The 14,044-nt window shown below is 41.6% G+C and carries 16 protein-coding genes; 4 read left to right on the plus strand and 12 right to left on the minus strand.

Annotation, left to right across the window (positions count from 1 at the left end; all coding sequences use genetic code 11):
- Nucleotides 1-21 precede the first annotated feature (21 nt).
- Both Q0Z55_RS00370 and Q0Z55_RS00375 read right to left on the minus strand, forming a co-directional pair.
- A complete protein-coding gene (locus tag Q0Z55_RS00370) occupies nt 22-717 on the minus strand; it encodes a pirin family protein (protein WP_297422595.1) in 696 nt (231 codons plus the stop codon).
- 144 nt (nt 718-861) lie between these two features.
- Entirely contained in the window at nt 862-2,082 is a 1,221-nt protein-coding gene (locus Q0Z55_RS00375; RefSeq protein WP_297422597.1) for a L,D-transpeptidase family protein, read from the minus strand.
- 204 nt (nt 2,083-2,286) lie between these two features.
- On the opposite strand from Q0Z55_RS00375, the gene hemE reads away from it, so the two are divergent.
- From hemE to Q0Z55_RS00395, 4 genes are all read left to right on the plus strand, one after another.
- Nucleotides 2,287-3,357, plus strand: a complete 1,071-nt coding sequence (gene hemE, locus Q0Z55_RS00380) for a uroporphyrinogen decarboxylase (RefSeq protein ID WP_297422601.1) — start codon at nt 2,287-2,289, stop codon at nt 3,355-3,357.
- Between the two features lie 9 nt (nt 3,358-3,366).
- Nucleotides 3,367-4,164, plus strand: coding sequence for a DUF817 family protein (locus tag Q0Z55_RS00385; protein WP_297422604.1), 798 nt, complete (start codon nt 3,367-3,369; stop codon nt 4,162-4,164).
- A 140-nt stretch (nt 4,165-4,304) separates the two neighbouring features.
- Nucleotides 4,305-4,769, plus strand: a complete 465-nt coding sequence (locus Q0Z55_RS00390) for a DUF3015 family protein (RefSeq protein ID WP_297422608.1) — start codon at nt 4,305-4,307, stop codon at nt 4,767-4,769.
- A gap of 69 nt (nt 4,770-4,838) precedes the next feature.
- Entirely contained in the window at nt 4,839-6,710 is a 1,872-nt protein-coding gene (locus Q0Z55_RS00395; protein WP_297422610.1) for a DUF4105 domain-containing protein, read from the plus strand.
- Here Q0Z55_RS00395 and Q0Z55_RS00400 read toward each other — a convergent pair.
- The 10 genes from Q0Z55_RS00400 to Q0Z55_RS00445 form a co-directional block, all read right to left on the minus strand.
- Nucleotides 6,688-7,236, minus strand: coding sequence for a DUF4385 domain-containing protein (locus Q0Z55_RS00400; RefSeq protein ID WP_297422612.1), 549 nt, complete (start codon nt 7,234-7,236; stop codon nt 6,688-6,690). The two genes, Q0Z55_RS00395 and Q0Z55_RS00400, sit on opposite strands and share 23 nt — an antisense overlap.
- 51 nt (nt 7,237-7,287) lie before the next feature.
- Nucleotides 7,288-7,620, minus strand: a complete 333-nt coding sequence (locus Q0Z55_RS00405; protein ID WP_297422614.1) for a hypothetical protein — start codon at nt 7,618-7,620, stop codon at nt 7,288-7,290.
- A gap of 131 nt (nt 7,621-7,751) precedes the next feature.
- Nucleotides 7,752-8,111, minus strand: a complete 360-nt coding sequence (locus tag Q0Z55_RS00410; protein ID WP_297422617.1) for a cupin domain-containing protein — start codon at nt 8,109-8,111, stop codon at nt 7,752-7,754.
- 46 nt (nt 8,112-8,157) lie between these two features.
- Nucleotides 8,158-8,706, minus strand: coding sequence for a GTP cyclohydrolase I FolE (gene folE, locus Q0Z55_RS00415; protein ID WP_297422620.1), 549 nt, complete (start codon nt 8,704-8,706; stop codon nt 8,158-8,160).
- Between the two features lie 93 nt (nt 8,707-8,799).
- Complete coding sequence (locus Q0Z55_RS00420; protein ID WP_297422622.1) at nt 8,800-9,477, minus strand: Smr/MutS family protein; 678 nt, start codon at nt 9,475-9,477, stop codon at nt 8,800-8,802.
- Nucleotides 9,478-9,728: 251 nt separating this feature from the next.
- The gene (locus Q0Z55_RS00425) at nt 9,729-10,430 is read right to left on the minus strand and encodes a hypothetical protein (RefSeq protein WP_297422625.1); all 702 of its coding nucleotides are present in this window, start codon (nt 10,428-10,430) and stop codon (nt 9,729-9,731) included.
- Nucleotides 10,421-10,660, minus strand: coding sequence for a hypothetical protein (locus Q0Z55_RS00430; RefSeq protein ID WP_297422628.1), 240 nt, complete (start codon nt 10,658-10,660; stop codon nt 10,421-10,423). Before Q0Z55_RS00430 ends, Q0Z55_RS00425 begins: the two co-directional genes overlap by 10 nt.
- A gap of 134 nt (nt 10,661-10,794) precedes the next feature.
- Nucleotides 10,795-11,601: an indole-3-glycerol phosphate synthase TrpC gene (gene trpC / locus Q0Z55_RS00435; RefSeq protein ID WP_297422631.1), complete on the minus strand. Its 807-nt coding sequence runs from the start codon at nt 11,599-11,601 to the stop codon at nt 10,795-10,797.
- A gap of 13 nt (nt 11,602-11,614) precedes the next feature.
- Nucleotides 11,615-12,661: an anthranilate phosphoribosyltransferase gene (trpD, locus tag Q0Z55_RS00440; protein WP_297422634.1), complete on the minus strand. Its 1,047-nt coding sequence runs from the start codon at nt 12,659-12,661 to the stop codon at nt 11,615-11,617.
- Nucleotides 12,662-12,679: 18 nt separating this feature from the next.
- The gene (locus tag Q0Z55_RS00445; RefSeq protein WP_297422637.1) at nt 12,680-13,264 is read right to left on the minus strand and encodes an aminodeoxychorismate/anthranilate synthase component II; all 585 of its coding nucleotides are present in this window, start codon (nt 13,262-13,264) and stop codon (nt 12,680-12,682) included.
- Nucleotides 13,265-14,044 lie beyond the last annotated feature (780 nt).

Below are 14,044 nucleotides of genomic sequence, written 5' to 3' on the forward strand. Positions count from 1 at the left end.
CCCGCAAATGCGGGCCTTTTTTCAAGCATTATCAGTTAAATCAAACCAAATCATTTGCGCATCATTGAGTGCTTTAATTTGGGCAACATCACGGAACAATAAAGCATCACCGGCTTTGACCAAATGTTCCCCAATCTCTACCGCACCATCAATGACATGTACATAGTTTAAACCATGCACGCTTTGCACGTCTAAGCGATGATCTTGCTGTAAAAAAGCAGACTTTACTTCAGCTTGCTGTCTTAAATGCATCTGTGCATTATCTTTTGGACCTGCAATCACATGCCACTGATTTGGCGTTTCTCGTACATCACAAGCAATTTGCTGATAGGTCGGTACGGCATCACGTTCATTGCTATGAATCCAAATTTGTAATAAATGCACCTGTTCATCGTATTGATTCATTTCGCTGTGTTGAATACCGCTACCAGCACTCATTAACTGCCATTCACCGGCTTTAATGTCACCTTTATTGCCCATGCTGTCTTGATGCGAGATAGTGCCTTTTAACACACAAGTTAAAATTTCCATATTGTCATGCGGATGGGTACCAAAACCTTGCTGACCGGCAATATGGTCATCATTAATCACCCGTAAAGTACTCACGCCCATATATTTAGGGTTGTACCAATTACCAAAAGAAAAACTGTGTTTACTGTTGAGCCAACCTAAATTGACATGTCCACGGTCTTCACTACGGTGTAGATAAGCATTCATGTGTGCTGTCTCATATTCTTGTTTCATTAGAAGTTATTTTATAAAGTGTCAAAATAAAGATAAACACTTTATAAGTGACACTTTGTTCTATAATTGCAACAATGAAGATATTAAAAAAGCCCGCTTGCGCGAGCTTTTTGGGGATTATTCTAAAAACTTAACTGTAACACCGGATTTAACCTTGCCACCTAAATTATTGGCATCCCAATTGGTTAAACGAATACAGCCATGCGAGTATGATTTAGAAATCATCGATGGGCTTGGTGTACCGTGAATACCAAAGGATTTTTTGCTTAGACCGATCCAAATATTACCCACGGGACCATTTGGACCTGGTGGTAAAGACAACGGTTTTAAGTTGTTGCCTTGAACAAAGTTTGATGGTGAATAGCTATAATGTGGGTTACGTGCTACACCGGTAATTTTATAAGTACCGGTTGGTGATGGGGTATTGGTGCTACCAATACTGGCGGGGAACGAGCCAATCATTTGATTACGGCTGTTAAATAAATACAGTTGTTTAGCACCTTTATGTGCCACGATTAAATGAATATCTTCTGGTAATTTGTTGCTGACATTGGCCACCAGAATTTTATCACCAACTTTAAAGCTGGTTTTTGGATTCAGCTGTTTTAAAAAGCCTTCATCCATATGGAATTTTTCTGCCAACATCTCACTCATGCTGGTGTAATACAAACCCGGCATTTTCGCTTGTAAGGCATAGTCACGCGGGATTGACTTGACCATCGGCACTTTGCTGTCGGCTTGTGTAATGGTGTATTCAACAAAAGCAGGACGCGAACCTTGTTTAGCCACTAAGGTATCCCATGTTTCTTGGGTCAGTTCACCTGTGGGTTTTAAACCATTAATTTGTTGGAACGTAGAAATGGCTTTTAAGGTGTTTTTACCGCTGGTGCCATCAATTGCACCAGGTGATGCATATGAGTTGCTCAGCATTACGTGGGCACGCGCATAAACTGGAAATTGACCTTTACCAATATTGTCATACCATGTGGCATTATTTAAGCCATCGAGTGTCCAAGAGGCTTTTACCGCTTGTGTTGCTGGCTGTGTAGTTGCCTCTGATGCTGCAACACCTACATCGGCAGTGGTATTTTCAGCACGTTGTAAATCATCAAGCGTTCTGGTGGCTTGATTTAAATCTTGTTGTTCTTGGGGGCTAATTGCAGCAGATGAAGCGCTGGTGGCAAGCGGATCAATCGGGTCAGCCACAGCAGTCACTTGAGCTTGCTCTGCCATTGACACCACTTGTGGCTCTAAGGGTTGTTCAGCAGTTGCTGCGGCAAAGGCCGTACCAGCAAACATGCAACTTAAGCTCATTGCGAGCACTGTGCGAACGAACATGTAATTCAACCTTAAAATTATTTATTTACATTCATAGTAACGGTACAAGTATTACAGAAAAGAGCTGTTTTTGCAGTAGTTGTTTTGTGTCTGCATAATTTTTTCCACTCTAGCTAATCGCTTTTTTTAAGGCAGAAGAGGTTATTCAATTTAAAGGCTTTTTGCTATGATGCAGATCAGACTATAAATGAAGATAGGAAAGTAATGACGACCTTAAAGAACGATCGTTTTCTACGTGCCTTATTACGTGAGCCTGTAGATACCACCCCTGTATGGATGATGCGCCAAGCAGGTCGTTATCTGCCTGAGTATCGTGAAACACGTGCCACAGCGGGTGATTTCCTGTCTCTTTGCAAAAATAATGATTTTGCTTGTGAAGTGACTTTACAGCCTTTGCGTCGTTATGATTTAGATGCAGCGATTTTATTCTCTGATATTTTAACTGTACCCGATGCGCTTGGCTTAGGTTTGTACTTTGAAGCGGGTGAAGGCCCGAAGTTTCGTAAAACCGTACGTACCGAGCAAGACGTAGCAAACTTACCCAGCTTTAATGCCAAATCTGACTTAGATTACGTGATGAATGCAGTTTCTACCATTCGCTCAGCTTTAGGCGGTCAAGTGCCTTTGATTGGCTTTTCAGGCAGTCCTTGGACGTTGGCGACCTATATGGTTGAAGGCGGTTCTAGTAAAGATTTTCGCTTTACCAAACATATGTTGTATTCACAACCAGAAGTCTTACATGCACTGTTAGATCGTTTAGCGGTGGCCGTGACCGATTACCTTAATGCTCAAATTGATGCCGGTGCGCAAGCAGTGCAGATTTTTGACAGTTGGGGTGGTGCATTGGCACATCGTGAATATCTTGAATTTTCGCTTAACTACATGCAAAAGATTGTTGCAGGTTTACAACGTGAAAAAGATGGACGTCGTATTCCGGTGATTTTATTCACCAAAGGTGGTGGACAGTGGCTAGAGCCAATGATTGCCACAGGTGCAGACGCTTTTGGTTTAGATTGGACCACCAATTTACAAGTGGCCCGCCAAACGGTCGCAGGTCGTGCTGCCTTACAAGGCAATTTAGATCCATCGACTTTATATGCCAGCCCAAGTGCGATTGCACAGGCCACCAAAGCCATGCTGGATGATGCTTATGCTGGTGGTGAAAAAACCGGTTACATTGCTAACTTAGGACATGGTATTACCCAATGGGTCAATCCTGAGCATCCTAAAGCGTTTATTGATACTGTGCATGAATACAGCGCTAAATATTTATAAGGTTTGATTGTGCTGAATATTGTTAAATCCAGCATAGAATTTTCCTATAAGGCAGCTTCGGTTGCCTTATTTGGTATTTTATTGCTGATTGCCTTTGCAGTGACTGCACCCATGGGAAGCGATCTGTTTTTAGGCTTATTTCGTTACGATTATTTGCTGCTATATGCTTTGCTGATACAAATTTGCTTGTTGTATTTAAAGCTAGAATCCTGGGCAGAAGCCAAGGTGATTGCGCTGTTTCACCTCATGGCGATGGTAATGGAGATATTTTTGACCCATCCTTTAATTGCTTCATGGCATTACCCGCAGCCCGCTATTTTTAAAATCATGACAGTGCCGCTGTTTGCTGGCTTTATGTATTCGGCAGTGGGCAGTTTTTTTGCGCGCTCTTTGCGTTTATATAGCGTAACTTTGAGTGCCTTACCCAAATTTAGTCATATGCTGATGTTGGCGGTATTGTCGTATATCAATTTTATGAGTAAATTCTTTGTGCCCGATATTCGCTATGCGCTCTTTGCATGGAGCACATGGATGTTTTGGTCGACTAAAATTTGTTTTCGCTTAACCCATCATCAGCTGACAATACCCATGTTACCGATATTATGGCTGTTGGCTTTTTTAATTTGGATTGCAGAAAACATTAGTACCTTTTATCAAATTTGGTTGTATCCGAGTCAAATCGACGCATGGCATATGGTTGGGTGGGGTAAACTGGGTTCGTGGTATTTATTGTTGCTGTTAAGTTTGGTGTTGGTACTTAAAATTTTAGGGAAACGCCGTGACAATGGCGATTGGCATTTACATTAAGCGGGGATTGCCCGCTTTTTTATTTTAAAAATATCAAAAATGCTTTGTGTTTTTAAGATGATCTGGTTATTTTAGGTCTGTATAAAACAACTTTATACAACATAACTAGAACAACATCACAATAATTTGGAGATCATCCTATGTTAAAAAAAATCGCTTTAGGTTGTGTATTGGCACTTGGTTCTGCTGCGGCATTTGCAGATAGCGATGCAGGCTGTGGTATTGGTTCACAAGTGTGGGCAGGGCAATCTGGTAAAGCACCAAAAATTTTGGCAGCGACCACCAATGGTCTTTTCCTTAATCAGTTATTTGGTATTACATTTGGTACATTAGGCTGTAATGGTACAGGGACTGTTACTGCCAAAGTCGTGACTTTTACCAATGAAAATGCTGAAAATTTAGCGCGTGATATGGCGGTAGGTCAAGGTGAAAACTTAAATGTTTTGGCTGAATTGCTACAGATTAAATCACAAGATAAAGCGCGTTTCTTTGCAGTATCTAAAGCCAACTTTAAAAATATTTATGCTTCAGACAACACCCTTGAAGTACTTGCATCATTACAACAAGTGATGGCCAAAGACGACGTCTTAAAAGCCTACGTTTAAGCCATGCTATCAGCTCTGCCTACGGGCAGGGCTGTTTTTCAATTCATAATAAAAAGAGCATCCAGCGCTGTGCCACGTTTTTCTTGTCTTTTAGCTTTTAGTTTATTCTTTCCTGCGACCACATGGGCGCAAACCGCTTATCTTGAGCGTGCCCAACAACTTAGTTTACATCAACAGCCGACTTGGCAGCAGTTAACCTATCGCATAGAGGGTCAAAGTGACGTTGCAGCAAAACATTTCTTTTTAACCCCTCAAGGTCAACATCAGTCTCAACATGAATTAAATGCCCATATTCAAGCATTGTTTGAAAAAACCCAAGCGGATGAATCAGTACGTTGTCGCTTTCCTGCGCGTAGTCAATGGCTGATACGTAGCCTAAACATTGATGTTGAGCAATTGCCGCAGGTTAGCTGTCCAAAATTTGATAAATGGTGGCAGGAGATTCAACCGCATCGTGCCACTTTGATTTATGCCACAGATTTTATGGGCAATCCAAGCTCAATGTTTGGACATACCTTATTGCGTATTGATCCCGATCAGCAGCACGAGTTAAATCTAAGCTCTTATGCCGTTAATTATGCCGCAACCGTCACCTCAGGACACGATTTGGCATTTGCATGGAAGGGGCTTACGGGGCAGTATCCGGGTGAATATTCGATTTTGCCTTATTATCGTAAGGTAAAAGAATATGGCGACTTTGAAAGTCGCGATCTATGGGAGTATGAGTTAGATTTGCGCCCTGAAGAAGTACAATTTATGGTGCAACATCTGTGGGAAATGCAACAGGTGAGTTTTCCTTATTATTTTATTTCAGACAATTGTGCTTATCGTTTATTGGGTTTAATTGATTTAGTCAGACCTGAATTAAAATTACAACAGGCTTTTAAACACGTCGCCATGCCGATTGAAACCTTAAAAGCAATTCAGGCAAACGGTTTAGTTAAAGACACCCATTACCGTCCGGCTTTGGAAACTCAGCTGAATAGTCAAGCCAAGCAACATGGTCAAGCTCTAGCGGTAACGGCACAAACTTTAATTGGGCAACCTAAAGAAAAATTTGAACAATTGTTACAGCCCTTATCAGCAGATGAGCAAGCTAAAGTGCTTGAGATGGCCTATGACGCCTTATATTTACAACTCACCGGTCGTCAAGTGCAAGCTGAGCAAGCACAACCTAAATTACGCCATCTTTTGGTGCTCAGAAGCCAACTTGATCTGGTGCAACAGCGCAGTGAGCCAATGCCACCTAAAGCCGACCCAAGTCAAAGTCATGCCGCCAAAAACCTGAAGGTTACGTTGGCTCGGGTGCAAGGCGATGAGGTGGTGGAAATTTCACATCGTCATGCCTACCACGATTTAATTGACCCACAGGCCGGATTTCGCTTGGGTACACAGTTGCAAGTGTTAGATGGCACGTTGCAGTATCGTGATGATCGACTCAAGCTCAGTGAGCTCAATATATTAAGTGTCAATACCTACGCCCCGATCACCGCCTTTAAAAGTGATATTAGTTGGGGCTTTAATTTGCAATGGCAGCAAGAAGCACTAGATGCAACGGGGCAATTTAGTGAGTGGCAACAACATGGGGTGATCAACCTTAAAACGCAGCTAGGTTACAGTGCTTTATTCGGTCAACAACAGCATTTATGCTATGGACAGTTACAAAATCAATTTCAAGCCGGTAAAGCTTTAGATTTAGGTTGGCGTACCGGTATTGGTCCAACCATGGGCTGTCAAAGTCGATGGTCGGATCAGATCAATAGTGTGCTGCAAGTGGAATTGCCTTTTTGGGATGATGTAGATCAGTGGCAGTTGAAAACCAAAGGCGAGTTACAATACAGTTGGCAACAGCATCAAGCTATTCGTGTGGGCTATGAATACCAAACCCAAGACAATCAAGATTGGGACAAACTTAGTTTTAGTTTTGTGCAGTATTTTTAAGTCCATCTAAAAACTGCTGTTTTTGGCTGAGGTAGTCGGGATGTTTTTTAGCTTGATCCCATTTTTGTTTAAAGATAGCAGCAGCTTGGGCTTTAATTGGATCTTCTGGACTGCGTGGTAACTCCTCACGGCCATGTGCACCACTTAAGCCTTTTTTGTCCTCAGGTACCGGACCTTTGTATTTTTTACCACCTTGATGATTGGCATAACGCCGTGCACGGGTATATCCCATTTGCAAAAATTTGCGCGCCATATCTGCGCCGACAAAATCGTGTTGTGCTAAATAATCTAAAAAAAGTTGATAAATTTTTTCACTGCTTTGTGTGGCTTTTTCTACATCGGCAAAGCGCCAATGTGGCAAAATCTCCGATTTATACGGTTCGACTAATAACACGCCTTGTTCACCGCGTCCAATACGATACAGCTCAGGTCGTAGGCGAAAATTAATCTTTTTAAAATCTAAACTATAGTCAAAGCTATTAGATTGCACACGAGCGGCACGACGTGGAATAGGTAGATTGGACATCGACAGTTCCTTATGCAATAAAGCCCCAATTATGGGGCTTTATTATGTGGGTTATTTGGCTTTCTTGGTGGTGGTTTTTTTCTCTTTTGTTGTAGAGCTTTTATTGCTGGTTTTGGCCTTGCTTGGTTTCTTAGCAGGCGTTGCTTTTTTAGTGACTTTGCCTTCAGTATCTGCCTTTTTGCTCTTGGCGGTTTTTTTAACCTCCGTTTTGGCTTTGTTGTCGGCATCTTTTGCTTTAGCGGTTTTTTTTACAGGTTTTTTAGCAGTCTTAGCTTTGGCTTCCTCTGCTTTTTTAGGGGTATTGGTTTTTTTCACTTTTTCCTCAGTGCTTTTCGCTTTAGCAGTGGAGGCTTTCTTTTCAGTTTTTTTTGCGCTTTCTGCCATGATGACTTTATCCTCTGTGGTGAAAGATCACTGTTACTGTAGGATAAATATCGGCACGCTTGTGTAGCGATATGTAGAGGGGATGTGAAGTTATTTTAATTGAAAAAAACCTGCCATTCGGCAGGTTGAATTTAAGAATCAACAACCACAAAATATTTTTTAACAGCGGCAACGACCTCAAAGGTTCCCACAAAACCCGGTGGAATCACACCTGCATCGCCTGCTTTAACTTCTATAAAGCTTTGAGCGTGAGCATCATGGATGCGGACTATACCTTCAAGAACATGAAAAAATTCTTGTTTATTAGCGGCAAAGACAATGTTCCACGCCCCGACTTCACATTGCCAAATGCCGGCATTCATGTTGGGATGTTCATATAAACTTTGGGTGAGGCGCTTCGGGTTACCGTGAACCAAACGATCAGGCCGTGGATAGTCAAGCGTTGTATCACTTGTAGCAGGTCCTTGGCCGGCAATATACAGTTGAGTCATGCTGTCATCCTATAAAAAAGCCTCAAACAAGTTGAGGCTGATTTGATTAATAACTTTCTGGCACCGCAGATAAAAACTCACGACGCTCATCTTTATTGGTTTTAAAATCACCAGTAAAAGATACGGTACGTGTGGTCGATTCTTGTTTACCTACGCCACGCATCATCATACACATATGTGCTGAGTCAATGACGACAGCAACACCACGCGCACCAGTCACTTCAGCCACCGCTTCGGCAATTTGCTGGGTGAGGTTTTCTTGGATTTGTAAACGACGCGCAAACATTTCGGTAATACGGGCAAATTTAGATAAACCTAAAACATGACCTTCTGGTAAATAAGCAATATGCACACGGCCATAAAATGGCAATAAATGGTGTTCACACAATGAATAAAATTCAATGTTTTTCACTAACACCATTTCGCGGTTATCAGAAGGGAAGACCGCATTGTTGGTCACTTCTTCTAATGTTTTGCTATAACCAGACGTTAAATACGAAAAAGCTTTAGCAGCACGCACAGGTGTATCTTTAAGACCTGGGCGATCTAAATCTTCACCAACGGCAGTTAGGATGTTTGCGTAGGATTGCTGCATAGACATAAGACGTGTTCACTTACACTGATATTGAACAAGGCCGGCATTGTAACAGAAATCTGCGCAAATGCCTGCCTTTAAAAAAGAATACGATTACTGATTAAACTTTGGGTTTTTTTCTGAGCGTTTTAATAACACTAAAACGGCCCCAGTCCCACCTTGTTTTTCAGGTGCACTGACAAATGCCAACACATCACGATGTTGACGTAACCAACCATTCACATAGGTTTTTAAAATGGCATCTGGGCCTTTGCCATGCACAATTTTAATCACGTTTTGATTTTCATCTTTGGCAATTTGAATGATTTGTAGCACAGCAACACGGGCTTGCTCTACGGTACAGCCATGTAAATCGACGGCTTCAAACCAACGTAAATTGCCGGCTTTTAAATCTTCAAATACTTTATGCTGCAAAGTGGCAATACGATAACTTAAATTGGCTTGGCTACCCACAGGATTTAAGGTTGCAACCGTATCTGAGAGCAAAGCATCATCGGTTTGCATCGGTCCCATGGCAGCGGCACGCTTGGCTAAGGTTTGTGCATCGAGCTTTTTTTGAGCAGCCACGCGAACTTGGGCACGATTACTGGCCTCAAGCTTTTGTACACCACGCATTTCTTTGGCAAATAGCGCCATCTCTTCAGCAATTGGGTCAACTTCAACCTGAGGTTCGGGCATTTTAACCGCTGCATGTGGATTGCTGATTTGCTTTTTAAATGCGTTTAATAAGTTGTACTGGTCTTTAGACAACGAAGAATCTCGTTTACTCATAATTTTACAAAGGAGTTGCGTACACAGTGCGCATTATAAGCTGAATAAGTGGTGATGTGTACAGCAATCCTCTGCTGGTGTTGCGCGAATTGTTATGGTACGAAACTTAAAAACAAGTAAATGGCAAATAAACAAATGTGTAATACACCCGGTAACATGGTGGTATTTCCAGTGCGCAAGGAATGCGACACAATAAATAAAGACAGTACCAACAGCACAGAGGATTTTGCATCAAGCCCTAATTCTAAGGGCTACTGCATGATCACGGCCAAAATAGCCACGGCAGGAATCGTCAAACCAATACTTGCAATCGCAGAGCCAATGGCAAGATTTAAACTTGATTGTAATTTATCAGCTTTGGCTGCACGCATGGCCGCACCAAATTCAGGCAGCAATACAATCGCGGCAATTAAAATCCCTAAAGTCGCCACAGGTGCACCTACATGCTCTAAAAGTTTTTCAAGCGTAGGTGAAATGGCTTTGGCACTTAACACCACGGCAATTAAAGACACCAGTAAACTTGCCACACTGATCCAGGTGGTTTTGAGGCTCGGTGGTGCTAAGCTGGTGACATCTACTGAGGGCTTATCATTTAAGATCACCGGTAAAAAGTACTCCCGATGACCAATGGTCTGAAATGCTGTAAATGCTGCAAACAACACCAAAGTAATAAACGCCATAAACAACAGCTGGGTTGGGTTGTAAATGCCACTACTGTTTGCAACATAATTGGGTACAATCAAGGCAATGACAATAATAATGGTCATTGTGCCTAAAGCTGCTGTCACACCTTCCAGATTAAAACCTTGAATTTGGTGTTTACGTCCCCCGACCAGTAAACTTAAACCAATAATACCGTTTAAGATAATCATAATGGCCGCAAAGATGGTATCGCGTGCTAAGCCCATCGTTGCCTCGCCCCCTGATAGCATCATAGATACAATTAAAGCCACTTCAATAATCGTGACCGATAGCGCACAAGCACTAAAGTGCCAAACGGCTCACCGACCTTATGTGCAATCACTTCAGCATGATGTACTGCACAGATGACACTGGCCATTAAGCCGATTGATAATAAAATGACAATACCTAGCAATTGAGGAAGCATAAAATACAGCAACACAATACCAAGGCTGAGCCAAGGCAAAGCAAGTGACCAAAGGCGGTTATATGGAGTAATCATTGTTGTTATGCCTCATTATTTTTTTTATACGTTTTATTGAGCATACTGCAATCAAGTAATCATCAAATAGTGAGGAGATGTAACCCATAAAAAAAGGGCGACATCAATTCACCCTTTTATTCTTTAAAAGCTGCTTAGATGTTTTGTGGTTCACCAAATAATTCACGAAAAGCTTGATCAGGGCGCGGCTGTTTCATAAAGCTCTCGCCCACCAAGAACGCGTGAATATCGTTGGCTTGCATCATTGCAACATCGGCAGGGGTGGCAATCCCACTTTCTGTAACTAAAAGACGCTTTGGAGCGAGTAGGTTTTTCAAACGTAACGAAGTTGTTAAATCCACTTCAAAAGTTTTTAAATTACGGTTATTGACACCCAACAAACAACGCTCAGAGAGTTTTAACGCACGTTCAAGCTCTGCTTCGTCATGTACTTCAACCAACACATCTAAATTGTGCTCAAAAGCGGTTTTTGACATTTCTTCTAATTGTTGATCAGATAAACAGGCCACAATCAATAAAATACAGTCGGCATGTAAAGCACGGGCTTCAATCACACCATACGGATTAATTAAAAAATCTTTACGTAAGGCAGGTAAGCTGCAATGACGACGGGCAATTTGAATATTGTCGTCATGACCTTGGAAAAAATCCACATCGGTGAGTACCGATAAACATGCCGCGCCGGCTTGCTCATATTGTTCGGCAATTTCAGCTGGATTAAAGTCTGCACGAATAATGCCTTTAGAAGGCGAGGCCTTTTTAATTTCGGCAATCACCGCAGGGCGCTTTGTAGTTAAAGCATCAGCAAAACCACGCACGGGTGTTGCAGCTTGCGCCAATTGTTCAACATCATACAAACTTTTTTGCTTTAAACGCAGTTTAAACTCGTCATGTTTGCGGTCAATAATTTTACCTAAAATGGTATTGGCAATATCAATCATGGTTTAAATCCTGTTAAACGTCGTATTCTTTTAAAGTTTTGCTAAATTCAACCAAGATGCCCATTTTTTCTAAGGCTTGACCGCCATAAATAATATCGTGGGCAAAGGCCACACCTTCTTTATAGCTGCTACATAAGCCTGATACATAAAGACCAGCACCTGCGTTTAAGGCCACCATGTTGGCAGCTTTTTCACCAATCGCCGATTTCTTTTTGCCTAAGGCATCTTTAATCAGTTTTAAGCTGTCGGCGGGGCTATCAATACTTAAACCACTTAAAGTTTGTGATTCAATATCAACATCTTCAGGCATGATGGTCCATTCGGTGATTTGACCATTTTTAAGTTCAGCCACATAGGTTTTAGAAGCTAAGCTAATTTCATCTAAACCATCGTGTGAGTGGACCACCATGACGTGTTCTGCACCCAAGTTCATCAGAACTTCTGCCATAGGACGGCACAATTCTTGTGAAAACACCCCAATCACAAAGCGTTTTACCCCAGCGGGGTTGGTTAAAGGTCCAAGCAAGTTGAAAATGCTACGGAAGCCCAATTCTTTACGTGGACCAGTTGCATATTTCATCGCTTGATGATGATTTGGTGCAAACAAGAAACCCACGCCTAACTCACGAATACAACGCTCGGTTTGTTGCATATTCAGATCAAGCTGAATGCCTGCTTGTTCTAATAAATCTGATGAGCCTGATTTACCTGATACACCACGTCCGCCGTGTTTGGCAATGGTTGCACCTGCTGCGCTAATCACAAAACTGGCTGCAGTTGAGACATTAAATAAGTTTTGTCCGTCACCGCCAGTGCCGACAATATCAACCAAATAATTAAGATCAGAGACATCAATTTTAATGGCAAATTCACGCATGACCCGTGCAGCTGCAGTGATTTCTTCAATGCTTTCGCCTTTTAAGCGTAAGCCCATCATAAATGCGCCAATTTGGGCATCTGTGGCTTCACCCGACATAATGCTACGCATCACGTCTTGCATTTGAGCATCAGTTAAGTGAATGTTTTTGGTAATATTATTTAAGGCTTGTTGAATATTCATGAATTGGCTCTAGCGTTTTTAAGCATAATTTTCAAGGAAGTTTTTAAAGATCTGATGACCATGTTCACTTAAGATTGATTCTGGGTGAAACTGCACGCCTTCAACAGCCAATGTCTTATGTTTAACACCCATAATTTCTTCTATGCCACCATCGGCTTCATTGGTCCAACAGGTCACTTCCAAACATTCAGGCAAGGTAGCTTGATCAATCACCAAAGAGTGATAGCGCGTTGCAGCAAACGGTGAGGGTAAGTTGCTGAAAATTCCAGTATCTGAATGGTACATGTCGGATAAACGACCATGCATGACCCGTTTGGCACGTACTACATTGCCGCCAAAGGCTTGACCAATACTTTGATGGCCCAGACATACCCCAAGCACAGGAATTTTACCGGCAAAGTGTTGAATGGCAGCAATTGAAATACCTGCTTCACTTGGTGAGCAAGGTCCCGGTCCAATCACCAAATACTTCGGTTGCCATCGCTCAATATCTTCCAATGTCACGGCATCATTACGGACTACTTTTACTTGCTGATTTAACTCGCCAAAATATTGTACGATGTTGTAAGTAAAGGAGTCATAGTTGTCGATCATTAAAAGCATGAGCTTAACCTATTGAAAAATTATGCACTTAACTGTGCGAGGTTATCCTAAGAATGCACAACTTAAAATCACACATGCTCTATTGATAAACATATGTGTAAAAATAAGTCGATGGGCATGATAGCAAAAAAAAAACATTTTCTGCGCAATTATTTCGCTAACATCAAGCGCTTCAATTGAAAAGCCTTTAAAAGGCTGATATGTATCCTTAAATCCCTCAATGTTGGCTCAGCACGTCTGAGTTAAGTTAAATGCTTAAGCATGATACTGCTGCAATAAGCACTTTGATCTAAAAGCAGCCCTTAAATGAACATGCACTGCTTTTGTGCTCGGTTCAATTGGAATGCAAGCATCTAAAAAAGCTATTAAAAACCCAAATAGATTGATTTTTTCCTAAAGAAAACAACAATAAAAATTGACTAAATTGGAGGTAAATAGCACTTTAGGCTAAGAATTTGCTGATGTTTTGAGCAATTAAGCGCTTTGCTTTTTTAAAAAGCTTTTCAATTTGAATTAGTTGTTCAGCAATGCTGCAAATATTGCTGATTTTTGTTTAAAAACTGCACATCTCTAGCTGAGTTTTAGCCCCTAATGCACTATTATAGGGCGTGGTTCGGTTGTTTGACAGGAAAAGCACTCAAGCATGTTTGAATGTGGTGCATTTCCCTTGCCAAACAGTATAATAGCAACAGAGAAATTGGCTTTAATCGCGTATTCTGACAAAGATTTCAACGTTTTAGCTTAGCTTTTAAAAGTTGGTATGGGAATTGCTTTACAACA

This window comes from uncultured Acinetobacter sp., assembly GCF_947626835.1.
GTDB lineage: Bacteria > Pseudomonadota > Gammaproteobacteria > Pseudomonadales > Moraxellaceae > Acinetobacter.